We start from the raw sequence: 15,475 nt of genomic DNA, 5'->3' as shown, positions 1-15,475 counted from the left end.
CGTGACGAGCGTTACCGTGTAGCGGTGGCTCAGGTGCGGATCGGGATCTCCGGCTGGCGGTACGCCCCGTGGCGTGGCGACTTCTATCCGTCCGGCCTGCCGCAGCGCCGCGAACTCGAGTACGCCGCGGAGCGGTTCGGCTCCATCGAGATCAACGGCACCTTCTACGCGCTGCAGCGGCCGTCGAGCTTCCTGCGGTGGCGCGACGAGACGCCGGACGGGTTCGTCTTCGCCGTCAAGGGCGGACGGTTCGTCACCCACATGAAGCGTCTCGTCGACGTGGACGACGCCCTCGCCAACTTCTTCGCCTCCGGCGTGCTCGCCCTCGGTCCCAAGCTCGGACCGGTGCTGTGGCAACTGCCCCCCACTCTGGCATTCGAGCCGGAGCGCCTCGGCGCATTTCTCACGAGCCTGCCCGCGTCGACGCGCGAGGCCGCGGCGCTCGCGGCGCGGCACACGGACAAGGTGCGCGAGGACCGGGTGTGGACCGAGATCGACGCGGACCGGCCGATCCGGTACGCGCTCGAGGTGCGCCACCCCAGCTTCGCCGACGAGGAGGCGGCCGCCCTGCTCCGCCGGCTCGACGTCGCCCTCGTCGTCGCGGACACCGCGGGCCGCTTCCCGTTCCTCACCGAGGCCACCACCGATTTCGTCTACGTGCGGTTGCACGGCGACACCGAGCTGTACGCCAGCGGCTACACCCCCGAGGCGCTGGACGAGTGGGCGGCCCGGATCCGCGGTTGGCGCTCCGAGGGGCGCGACGTGTACGTGTACTTCGACAACGACATCAAGGGCTACGCGCCGTGGGACGCGCTCGAGCTGCAACGCCGGGTGTGACACGGATGTCGGTGCCGGCTGGCAGGCTGGCGCCGACACGTCGGCAACCCCAGGAGGACATCGTGTGGCCAACGCAGTGGCCGGAGATCGCACGCGACGTTGCGGATCACACCGCGACCGCGCTCGCCGCGGCCCGGGCGCAGTCGGTGCCGGCGTGGGAGGACGCGGTGGCCGAGCTCGCCGCGTTGCCGTACGAGCAGGTCGCCGGGGTACACGCGACGATGATGCGGGAACTGCTCGAGGAGTTGCATCCGGACGGGCTGACCGGCGAGGACGTGCAGGCGGTGCTGGAGCGCAGCGCGCGCACGGCGTCGACGTGGCTGCCGTCACTGCAGCCGGACACGCTGGTCGCGGTGCTCACCGGCACGCTCGGGGTGTCCGATCCCGACGCGCCGAAGGCTAGCCCCGACGAGTACCTGCGGGCGGGGCTGGTCGTGCTCGCGGATCTGCTCGCGGCACGCCGGGCGGGTCCCGAGCTCTACCTGCGCCGCGCGCTGGGCGAGATCGAACGCGCAGAGACGATCGAGCTGCCCTGACGTCCCGGATCAGGGCCGGGTCTGCGCCTCGACCTCGCGGGTGAGGCGCCGCAGCAGAGCGGTGAGGGTGTCGAGTTCGCCGTCGGTGAATCCGTCGAGCAGGTGGCGTTCCCGGGTGAGGCGGCGCGGGAACTCGGTGTCGACCACGGCTCGCCCCGCATCGGTGAGTGCGAGCAGGACCACGCGACCGTCCCGCTCGAAGCGCTGACGTTCGACGAGGCCGAGCCCGACGAGGCGGTCCGCGTGCTTGGTGGTGGAAGCGCCACTCAGTCCGGTGACGGAGGTGACTTCGCTGGCGCGCAGCGGTGATTCGCTGCGGGCGAGGGCGCACAGCACCTCGAATTCGGGGCGCGTGACGCCGCTGGGGACGAGTTCGCGGTCCAGTTGGGCGAGCACCAGGGAGCTGATCCGCGTGATGCGGCCGACGACGTCGATGGGTCGCGTGTCGATGTCGGGGTACGTCTCGGCCCAGCCGACCCGCACGCGGTCGACGAAGTCCTCGGGCTGGGTGGCGTCCGTCATGGGCCCATTCTAGCGATGAGTCTCACAATCGATTTATATTTAATTTATACGTGAAGTATCTACACTGGGGGAGTGCCCCTCGCTACCTCTGTCCCGGACCGCAGCCGCCTCCGTCACTCGCGGATCGCCCTCGCGCACTCCCTCTCGCCGACGGCGTGGCGCGAGTCGCTCGAGTTCCGCAGTGCGGACGCCACGCGCGCTCCGGCGCTGCGCGTCGGGGCGGCAGTTCTCGTAGTCCTCGTCGCGGGAGGGCTGCTGGATCTGCCGCATCCGGCCGGCTTCGCCGCACTCGGTGCACTCGCCTCGGCGTTCGGCCGGCACGAGCCCTACTCGCAGCAGGCCGGCAAGATCGCGGTGGTCGGCCTCGGGGTGGTCGGGTACGCCGCACTCGGTGCCGCCGTGGGGACCACCGGTGCAGCCATGTGGACGCAGATCGCGGTGCTCTCCGTCGCGGCCGCGATCGCCTTCTGGATCCTCGGCGCCTTCCGGCTGTCCGGCCCCGGCCCGGTGATCCTCATCTTCGCCGCGGCCGGTGCCGCCGGATTCGCCCGCACCGCCGTAGACGTGCGCGACGTGGTCGTCGCGACGGCCCTCGGCGCGCTCGTCGGCTGGGCCGTCGCGATGCTGCCCGCGCTGCATCACCCGCACGGTCCCGCCCGGCTCGCCGTGGCCCGGGCCCTGGCGGCGGTCGCGGCGATCGAACGCGACGGCGAACGGGCCGTGCCGGGCGCCCGGGCGGCGATCGCCCGCGCCCACGAGGTTCTCGCGCTCGGATTCAGCCGGACCGACCGGCACACCCACGAACTGCTTGCGCTGCTCGACGCGGCCGAGACGGTCGTCGACGGGGCCGCATCCGGCGTCGCGGCCGATCGCGTCGCCGAATTCGCCCTGTTCGAGGCCGAGCTGAGAAAGGTGCGGCGCGACATTGCGATTCCTCGCGTCGATGCGGCGGGGGCGCCGGTCCTCGAGCGGCCCGCCGGGTTCGCGCGAGAGGGATTCGCCCGGTTGCGCGATCGCGCGCTTCTCGTCGGCGCGGGCCGGGTGCTGCTCGCCGCGCTGATCGCGGGCTGGTTCGCCGAGGCCGCCGGTCTGCAGCACCCGCTGTGGGCGACGATGGGCGCGATGGCCGCGTTGCAGGGGGCCAACTACCGGAACACCGTGCAGCGCGCGATCCAGCGGTTGCTCGGCAACGTCGCAGGCGCGGTGCTCGCCGCCGCGCTGCTCGCGCTGTCCCTCGACTACTGGCCGTACGCGCTGGCCATCGTCGTCCTGCAGACGGTGGCGGAACTGTACGTGATGAAGAACTACGCAGCGACCTCCGTCGCGGTGACCGCGATGGCGCTGCTCCTCACCGGTCTCGGGGCGTCCGTCGGGCCGGAGATCGCGCTGAGCCGGATCGCCGACACCCTCGTCGGTGTGGTGGTCGGCGTGCTCGTCGCGGCCGCGACGATCGACCGCGCCGACCGGCATCACCTCACGGCAGCGCCGGTGCGCTGAGTGAGCCCCGCGCGGCGGGGCTGCGTGACGCCGCGGATCGCGGGTCACCCGTTAGCATCGGCGCATGCGCGTGCGCCGGATCGTCGACCTGAGCCGCACCGTCTCCGGCGACACCCAGGTCTACCCGGGCGATCCCGTGCCGGTGCTCACGCCGCACGCGACGCTCGAGCGCGACGGGTACAACCTGCTGCGGGTGGAGATCGGCTCGCAGACCGGAACGCACGTCGACGCCCCGCTGCACATGCGCGCCGGGGCCGCGCCGATCGACCGGGTGCCGCTCGAACATTTCGTGGGTCGCGGGATCGTCCTGGACGTGCGGGGCCTGCCGCCGCGCACCGCGGTGACGCGGCGGCACGTCGTCGACGGGGTGGCCGGCGGGCCGGACCCGGGCCCCGGCGACATCGTCCTCCTGCATACCGGGTGGGCCGAGCACTACGGCACCGATGCCTACTTCGAGCACCCCTATCTGTCGGAGGACGCGTGCCGGTGGCTGCTCGGGCGGGGCGTGCGCACCATCGGCCTCGACGCCCCGAGCATCGATTCCGCCCTCGGCAGTGACTATCCCGCGCATCGCCTCGTCGCCGAGGCCGGCGGCATCGTGTGCGAGAACCTGTGCAACCTCGAACTCGTCGACTTTCCCGATCCGCTGATCAGTCTTCTTCCGCTGCGGCTGCGGGACGCGGACGGCGCCCCGGTGCGGGCCGTGGCGATCGCGCTCGAGCCGTGATCAGGGCACCTGCGTCGCGACGATGCGTGCGGTGCCGTACGCCGCGGTACCGAGCGTGACGACCGCGAACGCCACGATCCATACCGCCGTCGGCACCCGGGTGAGCCACCGCAGCTGATCCGCGTCGGAGCCGTGCCCGCGGCCGCGCCGGTGGGTGCGCGCCAGTTCGAGCACCGGCCGGGTGGCGCCGAACAGCAGCACCCAGGTGGTCAGGTACGCGACGGTGTAGCGCACCAGCTCGTCGCCGTAGTAGGCGGCGGTCCCGATCACCGCGCCGGCCGCCAGCACCGAGACGAATCCGAAGAAGTTGCGGATCAACAGGATCAGCAGGGCGAGCGCGGCCAGCACGGACCACAGCACCGCTGCGGGCCGGTCGACGGTGAGCAGGGTCGCGGCCACGAACCCGAGCACGGCCGGGCCGGTGTACCCGGCGAACGCGGTGGCGATCATGCCCGGCCCGCGTGGGTTGCCGGAGGACACGGTCACCCCCGAGGTGTCGCTGTGCAGGCGGATGCCCGCCAGCTGCCGGCCCACGAGCCGTGCGACGAGCGCGTGCGAGCCCTCGTGTGCCTGGGTGATCACATGCCGGGTCACCAGCCACAGCGGGCGCACCGTCACCAGCACCAGCGCGACGGTGGCGGTGAGGGCGACGAGCAGGGGCGGCGCGGGCTCGCTCACCGCGGAGACGGCGTGCCATCCGGCGCGGACCGCCGACCCGAAGGACTCGAGTGGCGTGGACGGATCGGCCTCAGGGTCCACGGTCGGCACCTTTCTCTCGGGAGTCCGCCATCGTACGGGCCGGCAATTCGCTCCACGGGCGCCGGGAATGTGCCACTCTCTATAGGGGCTAATTATTCATATCAATAGGGAGGCCGGGTGCCGGTCGAGGTTCTGGAAAGGCGCCGGGTGGCTCGGCCGTCGTGGATCGCACTGTCGGTGTTCCTCGTGTTCGCGGCGAGCAATGCCCCGGCTCCGCTGTATGTGGTCTGGCAGCGCGAGATGGGATTTCCCCCCAGCACGGTCAGCCTGATCTTCGTCAGTTACATAGTCGGGTCGGTCGTGGCGCTGGTGTTCGGTGGCCGCGCTTCGGACCGATTCGGACGTCGGGCCGTCCTGCTGCCCGCCCTGGGTCTCGCGATCGTGGCCTGCCTCGTGTTCGCGACGGCCCGCACGCCCCTGTGGCTGGAGGCGGGGCGGTTCTTCATCGGCCTCGCATCCGGGGCGTTCGGCGCGGCGGGGTCGGCGGCGATCGCCGACGCGTTCGGCCCCGGCCGCGGAGCGCGTGCCGCGCTGTACGCGAGCGCGGCACCCGTCGCCGGGTCGGCCGTGGGGCCGCTGCTCTCCGGGGTGCTGGCCGACGTCGCGCCGGCGCCCACACGGCTGGTCTTCCTGGTGCTGATCGTTCCGCTGGCGGCGGCCGCGATACCGCTGACCGCCGTCGGCGGTCGTCCGGCCGGGGTGGGCGGTCGCTGGGTGCAGCTGCCGAGCATCCCGCGCGAGATCGCGGGAACCGTGCTGCTGTCCATGGCTGTGGCCGGCAGCCCCTTCGCGCTGGCGGGGCTGTTCATCTCCCTCAGCCCGGCGTTGATCGCCGACCTGCTCGGCAACGACACGCGAACCCTGGCCGGCGCGGTGTCGTTCGTGGTCTTCGGGGCCGGGGCCGGGGCGCAGTTCCTCGTCCGCCGGATGAGCATCTACCGGGTCGCGGTGGTCGGGCTCTCGGTTTCCGCGCTGGCCGCGGTGCTCATCGCCGTCGCCGTCGGCGCCGCCTCGGTGCCCGTCATCGTCGTGGCCGCGATCGCGGCAGGCCTGGGTCAGAGCCTGGCACAGCTCGCCGGGCTCACCCTCGCGCGCGGGTATGCGCCGGAGGGGCGGACCGCCGAAGTGGTGTCCATGGTGTGGCTCGCCGGATACGCCACCGTCGGGTCGGGGATCCTCGGGCTGGGATTCCTGGCGGACGGAATCGGCTTGCGCCCGGCGACTTACGCCTTCTGCGGGTTCTTCCTGGCCTGCGTCTGCGGTGCCGAGGTCGCGGTGGTGCGTCGCCGGCCGGTCGTCGAGGCACTCGGAGCGGACACCCATTGACACCCGACAATCAATGAATATGATTATGACCTAAATCACGCGGTCATCGAATCGGAGGAGTGCGCAGTGACCTACACCATCACCGAGCCCTGTGTCGACGTCCTCGACAAGGCCTGCATCGAGGAGTGTCCGGTGGACTGCATCTACGAGGGCGGCCGGATGATGTACATCAACCCGGAGGAATGCGTCGACTGCGGCGCCTGCGAACCCGTCTGCCCCGTGGAGGCGATCTTCTTCGAGGACGACGTCCCCGAGGATCGCGCCGGGTACACGCAGATCAACGCCGACTTCTTCGCCGAGATCGGCTCACCGGGCGGCGCTTCCAAGATCGGAAAGACCGACTACGACCCACCGCTCGTGAAGAGTCTGCCCGTACGGGCATGATCGCGGTCCGGGCTCCGCGACCCGGCCGGGGACCGGTGCTCCTGGGCGCCGCGGTGGCGGCCGCATTCACGTTCGCCGTCGTCGGGTCCAACATTCCGGGCCCGATCCTGCCGTTGTACGAGGACCATCTGGGCCTGTCCCCGTTCGTGCTGGCCGCCCTGTTCGTGACGTACTTCGTCGCCCTGGTGTCGATGTTCCTGGTCGTGAGCAGGACCGCGCTCGGACGGTTCGCGTGGGCCGTCCTGCCGGGTGCGCTCGTCGTCGGGGTCCTCGGCGACGTCGCCCTGTGGTCCGGTGCCGACACCGCCGGGCTGCTCTTCGTCGGCCGTGCCCTGACCGGAACGTGTGTCGGGCTCGCCACCGGATCCGCCGCCACGCTCGCCGTGGCGGCGCGCGGCGACGCGGGCCGCACCCTGGCGGCGACCGGCGCGATCGCCGGCTCGTTCCTCGGCCTGATCGCCGCGGCCACCGTCGCCCAATTGCTGCCGGAGCCCACCGTTCTCATCTACCGGCTGCACGCCGTCTCCCTCGTGCTCTCGGGACTGCTGCTCGCCGCCGCGCTGTGGGGGAACAGGCGCCGGCTCTCCGCGCTCCGGCACGCCGAGCCCCCGCGCCCGGCGGGGCCCGTTCCGGCCGGCGCGGGCGCCGCGTTCGACCGGAACAGGTTGCCCGCCTACGGGTTGGGTGCGGCCGGGTGGACGGTCGGCGGCATCGCCGTCGGCGTGCTGCCGTCGGCGTTGCGCGACGGGATCGGGTCCGAGCTGCTGGTGGTCGGCGTCCTCGCCGCCATCATCCTGCTCGTCACGGCCTGGTTGGGCCCCTACCTCGCCCGGGCCGCAGGCCGTTCCCCGGGGCCCCAGCTGTGTCTGCTCCTGCTCGCCGGTGGTGGCGTGTTCGTCGCCGCCGGCCTCGTCGCCCGCACGCTGTGGCCGGTACTGGCCGGCAGCTTCCTGTGGGGCATCGGGCAGGGCTTCGCATACGCGCAGGGCCTCATCCTGCTCACCGCCGGCATGACGCCGGTGGAGCAGGGGAGGAGCACGTCGCTGTACGCGTGTTCGTCGTACGGCTTCGCGGCGGTGATGATCCTGGTGGCCGGCGCCTTCTCGTCGGCGTGGGGATACTCCTACGGATCCGCCGGTGCGGTAACGATTTTTGTCCTCTTCTGTGTGGCCGTCGCGGGGGCGGGCCGGGGTCGGTGGACGCCGGCCGTCGCCGTGGACCCCGTACGCGTCCCCGCCCGCAAATAATTCCTGCGCATATCCGGATCGGCCTCTGGACATTTCGTCGGCGTGGCTCTACTGTGACGGGCATCACGACTAATGATGCATATCATTCGACCGGAAGGTGCACACATGTCTCGAGTCGACCGGAAAGTCCGGCGTCGTCTGCTCGGAGCCGCGAGCGCGTTCGGCGTCCTGTTCACGGCCGCCTGCGGCTCCGGCGGAAACGGCACCGTCGCCGACGGTGACCTGCCGGCCGAGATCAAGGTCGTCTCCGTGACCGACCAGACCGGCACCACGGCGTACGTCGGCAACAGCCAGCTCAAGGGCATCGAACTCGCGATCCAGGAGATCAACGAGCAGAATTACCTGGGTGACTCGAAGATCGTTCTGCAGAAGCGTGATTCGGCGAGCGATACGCAGACCGCGGTCAGCCAGGCCACCGAGACGCTGACCGACAAGAGTGTCAGCGCCCTACTCGGACCGGTGCTCAGCGCCCATGCCGTCGCGATCGCCCCGCTCGTGGAACGGGCCGGGCTGCCGACGATCTTCACCCAGTCCGGCAGCGAGGGCGTCGTCATCGGCGACTACACCTACCGCGCGACGGCTCCGATGGAGACCTACTTCGTCAAGGCGCTCGAGCGGCTGCAGCAGCAGGGTGTGAAGACCGTGAGCGTGCTCTACAACGCGGGCAACGTCACCCTCGCCGGACTCGGTGAGAAGACCATCCCCGAGGGCCAGGAGAAGTACGGCTACCGGATCCTGTCGAGCACCTCCGTCCAGGCCACCACGCAGGACTTCGGCACCACCGCAACGAAGATCGCCGGTGAGAAGCCCGACGCGGTCATCGTCCTGCTCGTCGGCGCCGGCAACTCCACGGCCATGTCGCAGCTGCGCCAGGCCGGCTACACCGGCACCGTGGTGGGCAACCCCGCCGCCGGCGCGGGCAACCTCGCACCCGCCGGTGCCGCGGGCGCGGGCATGTACTGGGCCACCGACTTCAGCTTCCACCAGAAGGACGAGTCCTCGCAGCAGTTCGTCGAGGCGTACCGCGCCGAGTACAACGGGGAGAATCCGCTCAACTACGCGGCCGAGGGCTACGACGCGACCTGGATGCTCGCCCACGCTGCCAAGAACGCCGGCGGTGCGTCCCGCGACGACCTGCAGCGCGGCCTCGAGCAGGTCGTGGCCGAGGGCTTCGACGGCGCGCTCGGCCCGGTGCGCTTCGAAGGCAACGACATGCGCGTCAACGGCGTGCTCGTGGAATGGAACGGCACGGAAGAAGTGCTGATCGACGACCAGGAATCGGCGAAGTAGTGCGGATCGCTCCGCACCTGTGCACCAAGGAGTTCGACGAATGACCGGAAGAACATCGCACCGCCGCCGGGGAATCCCGGCCGGAGGAAGGCAGGCGTCATGTCACAGCTGGTGATCGACGCGCTCGTGCTCGGCTCCATCTACCTGCTCTTCTGCCTGGGAATGAGCATCTCCTGGGGAACGATCGACATCCTCAACTTCGCCCACGGCGGGATCTTCATGTTCTCCGCGTTCGTGGCCTCCCAGATCGTGTCCAACGTCGGTCTCGGGCTCGTCACGGTCTGCCTGATCTCCGTCGTGGTCGGGGCGGCGCTCTCGGCGGCCATCGACGTCTTCGCGTTCCAGCCGATCCTGCGACGGGCCAAGAACCAGCGGACCGCCGAACTGCAGATCCTCATCGGCGGCATCGGAATCGGCACCATCCCGGTCGCCGTCGTGCAGTTCCGCACGCTGAGCGAGCCGTTCGGTTTCGTGGGCAGCTCGTACGAGACGTCGGTCTACACCGTCGGCGACCTGCGACTGACGAGCACGGGCCTGATCGTGCTCGGCTGCGCGCTGATCCTCACGCTGGCGATCTCCTTCTGGCTCAAGAACACCAGCCACGGGCTCGCCCTGCGGGCCATCGGCGTGGACTCGGAGACCGCCGAACTGATGGGCGTCAAGCGGCGCCAGCTGTCGCTGCTGACGATGGCGGTGTCGGGCGGCCTCGCCGGCCTCGCCGGTGCCCTGCTCACCTACAACCTCGGCGCCATCACCGCCGAGAGCGGTGAGACCCTCCTCATCAAGGCGTTCGCCATCATCATCCTCGGCGGCGTGGGCAGCACCGGCGGCGCCGCGCTCGGTGCGATGGTGCTCGCGTTCTCCGAGGTCCTGGTGCTCCGCTACACCGGCGGCGGCTGGGTCGACGCCGTCGGCTTCGGCCTCATCCTCGTGGTTCTGCTGCTGCGGCCGCAGGGCATCTTCGGAAGGAAGGAGGTGCGACGGGTATGAGCGACTTCTACTTCTCCAACATCGTCCTCATCCAGAGCACGTTCACGGTGCTGCTGCTCGCCCTGAGCATCCAGATCCAGTTCCGGATGGGAGTGTTCTCCTTCGCCGGCGCCGCCTTCTACGGCATGGGCAGCTACGGCGCCGCAATCTTCGTGCTGCACTTCGGATTCGACGCAATCTCCGCGACCGCCGCCATCGTCGTGATCTGCGCGGTCATCGGATACCTGCTCTCGCTGATCCTGCAGCGCCTCGCCGGCCTGTACCTGGCCATGGCCACCGTCGCGTTCGTCATGATCGTCACCGTCGTCGCCCACAACGGCGGCGAGCTCACCGGCGGCTCGGTCGGCCTGTTCGGCGTTCTCACCACCCCGGAGATCTCCGTCCCGCACCTGGCCGTCGTCTGTGCCGCCGTCGTCGCGGCGATGATCCTCAGCGAGCGCGGCCGCATGGGCCGGCGCATCGAGGCGGTCCGCGAAGACCCGGAACTCGCCTCGGCCATGGGCATCAACGTCGCCCGCTACCGCCGGATGTCCTTCGTGATCAGCGGTGTGCTCGGCGCGCTCGGAGGCGCCCTGAACATCCTGATGATGACGGCCATCGCCCCGGAGAACATCGGCTTCCCGTTGATCGTGCTCGCGCTGACGATCATCATCGTCGGTGGCTCCCGGTCCTGGCTCGGTGTGCTCATCGGCGCCCTCATCTTCACGTGGCTTCCGGTGATGCTGGAGCAGGTGGGCACCTACCAGAGCATCGTCTACGGCATCATCGTCGCCATCGCCGCGATCTTCATGCCCGGCGGCATCACCGGCGTCGTCACCGACCTGTACCGTCGCCGCCTCGCCCGTCGCGACAGCGCGGCCCTCGAGGACGCGGCTGCCGCGGAACGTCTCGCCGACGCGGCCGACGACGAGGCCGCCGCAGAACTCGGCGCCGAACTCGCGGGCACCGGTGCCCACTCCGCCTCGACAGGAGAAACGCGATGACCACCGAAGTCGCTCCCCAGGAGGGCGTTCCCGGCCGGGTTCCGGATCAGGTGCTACGCATCGAGGATCTCGCGGTCCACTTCGGCGGCATCAAGGCCGTCGACGGCATCACCCTGGGCCTCGAGCGCGGCCTGATCTCCGGCATCCTCGGACCCAACGGGTCGGGCAAGAGCACCCTGCTCGGCGCCGTCACCCGGCTCACGCCCCTGACCCGCGGATCGATGCACTTCGAGGGGCGGGACTTCTCCGGCGTCCAACCCGAGCAGGTGGCGCGGCTCGGCATCGGGCGCACCTTCCAGACCGTCCGTCTCCTCGACGATCTCACCGTGCACGAGAACGTCGAACTCGGGCACGACCTGATCGCGGGACCGCGACGGTGGTGGCGACGGGTCGACAGCACCGAACGCGACGCCGCCGAGGCGGCCGTGCGCACCGCCCTCGAACGCACCGGGCTCGACGGCAAGGAGAAGCTGCGCCCCGGCCAGCTCTCGTACGGCCTGCAGCGCCGGGTGGAGATCGCCCGCGCCATCGTGATGTCCCCGAAGCTGCTGCTGCTCGACGAACCCACCGCCGGCATGAACCGCTTCGAACGCGAGGAGATCGGCCGGCTGATGTCCGACCTGCGCTCGGAAGGACTCACCCAGCTGATCGTCGAACACGACGTGCAGATGATGGTGGACGTCTGCGATCACCTCTTCGCCATGAACTCCGGACAGCTCATCGCCTCCGGTTCCCCCGCCGACGTGGTGCGTGATCCGGCGGTGCGCGAGGCCTATCTCGGAAAGCAGGACAACGATGATCGAGATTCGTGATCTGCACGTCGATTACGGCAAGGTCAGTGCCGTGCGCGGGGTGTCCGTCACCGCGCGGCCGGGCCGGGTGACGCTCGTCCTCGGCGCCAACGGCGCCGGCAAGACCACCACCCTCCGCACCGTCGCGGGGCTGACCACGCCCAGTTCCGGGGACGTGCTTCTGGACGGCGAGTCGATCAAGGGATGGCCCGCCCACAAGATCCTCAAGCGGGGCATCTCGCTGGTTCCCGAGGGCCGCAAGGTGTTCGGCTCGCTCACCGTCCACGAGAACCTCAAGATCGGGGGCCTGGTGGCGTCGAAGAAGGCCCGCGAGGAATCGATGCGGACCGTGTTCGAGATGTTCCCCATCCTCGAGGAGCGGCAGTCCGGCCCCGCCGGCCTGCTCAGCGGCGGCGAGCAGCAGATGCTCGCCTTCGGCCGCAGCCTCATGTCGCAGCCCGGGTACATCCTCATGGACGAGCCGTCGATGGGTCTGGCCCCCGCCGTGGTCGACCGGGTCATGGCCAGCGTGCGCAGCATCGCCGACCGTGGCATCGGCGTCCTCATGGTCGAACAGAACGCCGAGGCCGGCATGAAGATCGCGGACGACGTCGTCGTCGTCAACCGCGGCGAATCCGTGTACTCCGGACCGGTCGACGAGGCGCGGAACCACTCGTCCGTGGTGCTGGCCTTCCTCGGTGAAGCCGCGCTCACCGGAACCGACAACTGAACCGAGAACGGAAGAGAATGAAGAACAAGCGCATTGCCGTCGCCGCGTTGGCCGGTGTCGCCGGGCTCGCCCTGACCACCGCGTGCGGCTCGGGCGGCGGCGGAACCGTGGGGTCCGGCGAGATGCCCGGCGAGATCAAGATCGTGTCCGTGACCGACAAGACCGGTCTGACCGCCTTCGGTGGCCTGCCCCAGTTCCGGGGTATCGAGCTCGCCGTCGAACAGGTCAACAGCAGTGGGTTCCTCGGTGAGTCGAAGCTCGTGCTCGAGAGCCGCGATGCGGCCAGCGACACGCAGACCGCTGTGAGCCAGGCGACCGAAGCGACCGCGGACCGGTCGGTCAGCGCCCTGCTCGGCGGCATCTCCAGTGCCCAGGCGATCGCGATCTCGCCGCTCGTCGACCGGGCGAAGCTGCCGACCGTCTACACGCAGTCCGCCAGCGACGGTGTGCTCGGCGGCGACTACACCTTCCGGGCGACCCCGCCGCAGACCACGCACATCGGCACCTCCCTGGCTCATCTCGAGGACCTCGGCGTCGAGCGGGTCAGCGTGTTGTTCAACGCGGCCAACCCGGCCCTCGCGGAGATGGCGGAGAAGAACCTTCCCGAGGGGCAGGCCGAGCACGGCTACCAGATCGTCTCGACCACGTCCGTGCAGAACACCACCCAGGACTTCGCGTCCTCGGCGACGAAGATCGCCGGGGAACGGCCCGACGCCGTGGCGATGCTCCTCACCGGCGCCCAGAACGCCACGGCCATGCGGCAGTTGCGCCAGGCCGGATACACGGGACCGGTGCTCGGCCAGACCGGTGCAGGCGCGAAGAACCTCGTCCCGGCGGGGGCTGACGGCGCCGGCATGTTCTGGACCGCCAACTTCACACTCGACCAGCCGGCGGCGTCGTCCCAGGAGTTCGTCGCGGCGTATCGGGCGAAGTACAACGAGGACCCGCTGAACTACGCGGCCGAGGGATACGACGCCGCGTGGCTGCTGGCGCGCGCGATCAAGGCCTCCGGCGGTGCGTCCCGCGAGGACATCCAGCGTGGTCTCGAGCAGGTCACCGCCGAAGGATTCGACGGTGCACAGGGCGAGATCACGTTCGAGGGTCACGACATGCGTACCCCGGGCGTGCTCGTCGAATGGGACGGCAGCCGTGAGGTGGTCGTCGCCAAGCCGTCGGCCTGATTCATCCTGTGGCCGAATGTCACATCGCTTCGATCTGATCGAAGCGGTGTGACATTCGGTCCTTCGGCACACGAATGCGAGCGGGGCCCGGGAATTCCTCCCGGGCCCCGCTCGTCGTACCGCTGGGTCAGCGTCCCTGCCAGACGGGTTCGCGCTTCTCCTTGAACGCCAGCGCGCCTTCCTTCGCGTCGGCGGAGGAACGCACTGGCTCGTAGATCTCGCGCATGCGCTCGAACTCCTCCTCGTTGGACCAGTCCCGGGCCTGCGCGATGATCTGCTTGGTGGCGCGCAGTGCGAGCGGGCCGTTCTTCGCGATGGTCTTCGCCAGGGCGATCGCCTCGGTCAGCGCCTGCCCCTCGGGCACGAGGCGGTTGAGCAGCTTCGCCTCGTACGCGGTCTGCGCCGAGAAGTACTCACCGGTGAGGCACCATTCGACGGCGAGCTGGTGCGGGACGCGGCGTGGCAGCCGCAGGAGTCCGCCGCCACCGGCCAGCAGGCCGCGCTTGACCTCGGGCAGGCCGAAGACGGCTGTCTCGGAGGCGACGATGAGGTCGCAGGCGAGCACGATCTCGAACCCGCCGGCCACGGCGTGTCCCTCGACCGCCGCGACGAGCGGCTTGGCGGGGGACTTCTCGGTGATGCCCGCGAAGCCGCGACCCTCGACGGAGGGGCGTTCGCCGGCGAGGAAGGCCTTCAGATCCATCCCGGTGCAGAAGGTCTTGCCGGCGCCGGTGATCACGCCGGCGACGAGATCGTCGCGGGCGTCGAGTTCGTCGAGGGCGGCGGCGACGGCGACGGCGGTCTCGGTGTTGATCGCGTTACGCACCTCGGGCCGGTTGATCGTGATGATCTGCACGCCGTCGGACTGTTCGACGTGTACGGGGGTGTCCATGGCTGTCTCCTAGCGGGGCTGCATGCGGATCGCGCCGTCGATACGGATCGTCTCGCCGTTGATCATCGCGTTGTCCACGATCGACAGGGCGAGCTTCGCGTACTCGTCGGGCTGCCCGAGGCGGGCGGGGTGCGGGGTCTGGGCGGCGAGTCCGTCGCGGATCTCCTGCGAGAACCGGGACAGGATCGGTGTGTCGAAGGTGCCCGGCGCGATGCTGTTGACGCGCACGAGCTTCCGGGCCAGATCACGGGCGGCGACGAGGGTCATGCCGACGACACCGGCCTTGGCGGAGGCGTAGGGGATCTGGCCGATCTGGCCCTCCCACGCCGCGACCGACGCGGTGAGGACGATGACGCCGCGTTCGCCGTCGACGGGCTCGTTGTTCACCATGCGGGCGGCCGACAGGCGCAGCACGTTGAACGATCCGATCAGGTTGATCCGGATCAGGTTCTCGTACATGTCCAGCGAACCGGGGGTGCCGTCCTTCTCGACGACGCGGACGGTGCCACCGCGGCCGGCGCAGTGCACGACGGCCCGGAGCGGAGCGCGTTCCTCGGCCGCGTCGAGCGCGCGGTTCACCGCGTCGGGATCGGTGACGTCGGCCGGGGCGAACACGGCGAGCTCGCCGAGTTCCTTGGCGACGACCTCCCCGTCGGAGGTGGGCAGGTCGAGGATCACCGTCGGCACGCCGAGGCCGACGAAGCGCTTGACGGTGGCCAGGCCGAGGCCGGAGGCCCCGCCGGTCACTACCGCCGATCCCTGGGTGATGTCCATGATTTCTCC

The 15,475-nt window shown here is 70.2% G+C and carries 17 protein-coding genes; 13 read left to right on the top strand and 4 right to left on the bottom strand.

Annotation, left to right across the window (positions count from 1 at the left end):
* Positions 1 to 24: 24 nt before the first annotated feature.
* Both HFP48_RS25720 and HFP48_RS25715 read left to right on the top strand, forming a co-directional pair.
* Positions 25 to 837 carry a DUF72 domain-containing protein gene (locus HFP48_RS25720; protein ID WP_029546575.1) on the top strand — a complete coding sequence of 271 codons (813 nt, stop codon included), beginning with the start codon at positions 25 to 27 and terminating at the stop codon, positions 835 to 837.
* A 62-nt stretch (positions 838 to 899) separates the two neighbouring features.
* Positions 900 to 1,373: a hypothetical protein gene (locus HFP48_RS25715; protein WP_210432783.1), complete on the top strand. Its 474-nt coding sequence runs from the start codon at positions 900 to 902 to the stop codon at positions 1,371 to 1,373.
* Positions 1,374 to 1,382: 9 nt separating this feature from the next.
* Here HFP48_RS25715 and HFP48_RS25710 read toward each other — a convergent pair whose 3' ends face one another.
* Positions 1,383 to 1,895: a MarR family transcriptional regulator gene (locus tag HFP48_RS25710; protein WP_006941674.1), complete on the bottom strand. Its 513-nt coding sequence runs from the start codon at positions 1,893 to 1,895 to the stop codon at positions 1,383 to 1,385.
* 72 nt (positions 1,896 to 1,967) lie between these two features.
* On the opposite strand from HFP48_RS25710, the gene HFP48_RS25705 reads away from it, so the two are divergent.
* Both HFP48_RS25705 and HFP48_RS25700 read left to right on the top strand, forming a co-directional pair.
* Positions 1,968 to 3,392: an FUSC family protein gene (locus HFP48_RS25705; protein ID WP_168580278.1), complete on the top strand. Its 1,425-nt coding sequence runs from the start codon at positions 1,968 to 1,970 to the stop codon at positions 3,390 to 3,392.
* A 64-nt stretch (positions 3,393 to 3,456) separates the two neighbouring features.
* Positions 3,457 to 4,119 carry a cyclase family protein gene (locus HFP48_RS25700; RefSeq protein WP_006941672.1) on the top strand — a complete coding sequence of 221 codons (663 nt, stop codon included), beginning with the start codon at positions 3,457 to 3,459 and terminating at the stop codon, positions 4,117 to 4,119.
* On the opposite strand, the gene HFP48_RS25695 is transcribed toward HFP48_RS25700, so the two are convergent.
* Entirely contained in the window at positions 4,120 to 4,878 is a 759-nt protein-coding gene (locus HFP48_RS25695; protein ID WP_006941671.1) for a M50 family metallopeptidase, read from the bottom strand.
* A gap of 117 nt (positions 4,879 to 4,995) precedes the next feature.
* Between HFP48_RS25695 and HFP48_RS25690 the strand changes: the two genes are divergently transcribed.
* From HFP48_RS25690 to HFP48_RS25650, 9 genes are all read left to right on the top strand, one after another.
* The gene (locus tag HFP48_RS25690; RefSeq protein WP_246872478.1) at positions 4,996 to 6,204 is read left to right on the top strand and encodes an MFS transporter; all 1,209 of its coding nucleotides are present in this window, start codon (positions 4,996 to 4,998) and stop codon (positions 6,202 to 6,204) included.
* 66 nt (positions 6,205 to 6,270) lie between these two features.
* Positions 6,271 to 6,588, top strand: coding sequence for a ferredoxin (fdxA, locus tag HFP48_RS25685; RefSeq protein WP_029546568.1), 318 nt, complete (start codon positions 6,271 to 6,273; stop codon positions 6,586 to 6,588).
* Positions 6,585 to 7,835, top strand: a complete 1,251-nt coding sequence (locus HFP48_RS25680; RefSeq protein ID WP_168580277.1) for an MFS transporter — start codon at positions 6,585 to 6,587, stop codon at positions 7,833 to 7,835. Before fdxA ends, HFP48_RS25680 begins: the two co-directional genes overlap by 4 nt.
* A 105-nt stretch (positions 7,836 to 7,940) precedes the next feature.
* Positions 7,941 to 9,125 (top strand): ABC transporter substrate-binding protein, encoded by a 1,185-nt coding sequence (locus tag HFP48_RS25675; protein WP_029546566.1) that lies wholly within the window; start codon positions 7,941 to 7,943, stop codon positions 9,123 to 9,125.
* 99 nt (positions 9,126 to 9,224) lie between these two features.
* Positions 9,225 to 10,115 (top strand): branched-chain amino acid ABC transporter permease, encoded by an 891-nt coding sequence (locus tag HFP48_RS25670; protein ID WP_006941660.1) that lies wholly within the window; start codon positions 9,225 to 9,227, stop codon positions 10,113 to 10,115.
* A complete protein-coding gene (locus HFP48_RS25665; RefSeq protein WP_168580276.1) occupies positions 10,112 to 11,098 on the top strand; it encodes a branched-chain amino acid ABC transporter permease in 987 nt (328 codons plus the stop codon). The genes HFP48_RS25670 and HFP48_RS25665 overlap by 4 nt, the downstream gene beginning before the upstream one ends.
* Positions 11,095 to 11,910 carry an ABC transporter ATP-binding protein gene (locus HFP48_RS25660; RefSeq protein WP_072636536.1) on the top strand — a complete coding sequence of 272 codons (816 nt, stop codon included), beginning with the start codon at positions 11,095 to 11,097 and terminating at the stop codon, positions 11,908 to 11,910. The genes HFP48_RS25665 and HFP48_RS25660 overlap by 4 nt, the downstream gene beginning before the upstream one ends.
* Positions 11,894 to 12,619, top strand: coding sequence for an ABC transporter ATP-binding protein (locus tag HFP48_RS25655; RefSeq protein ID WP_006941656.1), 726 nt, complete (start codon positions 11,894 to 11,896; stop codon positions 12,617 to 12,619). The genes HFP48_RS25660 and HFP48_RS25655 overlap by 17 nt, the downstream gene beginning before the upstream one ends.
* A 17-nt stretch (positions 12,620 to 12,636) precedes the next feature.
* The gene (locus HFP48_RS25650) at positions 12,637 to 13,800 is read left to right on the top strand and encodes an ABC transporter substrate-binding protein (protein ID WP_029546563.1); all 1,164 of its coding nucleotides are present in this window, start codon (positions 12,637 to 12,639) and stop codon (positions 13,798 to 13,800) included.
* Between the two features lie 127 nt (positions 13,801 to 13,927).
* Here HFP48_RS25650 and HFP48_RS25645 read toward each other — a convergent pair whose 3' ends face one another.
* Both HFP48_RS25645 and HFP48_RS25640 read right to left on the bottom strand, forming a co-directional pair.
* Positions 13,928 to 14,692: a crotonase/enoyl-CoA hydratase family protein gene (locus tag HFP48_RS25645; protein ID WP_006941653.1), complete on the bottom strand. Its 765-nt coding sequence runs from the start codon at positions 14,690 to 14,692 to the stop codon at positions 13,928 to 13,930.
* Positions 14,693 to 14,701: 9 nt separating this feature from the next.
* Positions 14,702 to 15,466, bottom strand: coding sequence for an SDR family NAD(P)-dependent oxidoreductase (locus HFP48_RS25640; protein ID WP_043802011.1), 765 nt, complete (start codon positions 15,464 to 15,466; stop codon positions 14,702 to 14,704).
* Between the last annotated feature and the right edge of the window lie 9 nt (positions 15,467 to 15,475).

Origin of the sequence: Rhodococcus sp. DMU1, assembly GCF_012272955.1 — a bacterium.
GTDB classification, from domain to species: domain Bacteria; phylum Actinomycetota; class Actinomycetes; order Mycobacteriales; family Mycobacteriaceae; genus Rhodococcus; species Rhodococcus aetherivorans.
Note: the sequence above shows the minus strand (reverse complement) of the source record. Positions and strands in the feature narration are given on the sequence as shown.

Coding starts and splice junctions, on each gene's coding strand:
- HFP48_RS25710 (WP_006941674.1), bottom strand. CDS start 1,895: ATGACGGACGCCACCCAGCCCGAGGACTTCGTCGACCGCGTGCGGGTC.
- HFP48_RS25700 (WP_006941672.1), top strand. CDS start 3,457: ATGCGCGTGCGCCGGATCGTCGACCTGAGCCGCACCGTCTCCGGCGAC.
- HFP48_RS25680 (WP_168580277.1), top strand. CDS start 6,585: ATGATCGCGGTCCGGGCTCCGCGACCCGGCCGGGGACCGGTGCTCCTG.
- HFP48_RS25675 (WP_029546566.1), top strand. CDS start 7,941: ATGTCTCGAGTCGACCGGAAAGTCCGGCGTCGTCTGCTCGGAGCCGCG.
- HFP48_RS25670 (WP_006941660.1), top strand. CDS start 9,225: ATGTCACAGCTGGTGATCGACGCGCTCGTGCTCGGCTCCATCTACCTG.
- HFP48_RS25665 (WP_168580276.1), top strand. CDS start 10,112: ATGAGCGACTTCTACTTCTCCAACATCGTCCTCATCCAGAGCACGTTC.
- HFP48_RS25660 (WP_072636536.1), top strand. CDS start 11,095: ATGACCACCGAAGTCGCTCCCCAGGAGGGCGTTCCCGGCCGGGTTCCG.
- HFP48_RS25655 (WP_006941656.1), top strand. CDS start 11,894: ATGATCGAGATTCGTGATCTGCACGTCGATTACGGCAAGGTCAGTGCC.
- HFP48_RS25650 (WP_029546563.1), top strand. CDS start 12,637: ATGAAGAACAAGCGCATTGCCGTCGCCGCGTTGGCCGGTGTCGCCGGG.
- HFP48_RS25645 (WP_006941653.1), bottom strand. CDS start 14,692: ATGGACACCCCCGTACACGTCGAACAGTCCGACGGCGTGCAGATCATC.
- HFP48_RS25640 (WP_043802011.1), bottom strand. CDS start 15,466: ATGGACATCACCCAGGGATCGGCGGTAGTGACCGGCGGGGCCTCCGGC.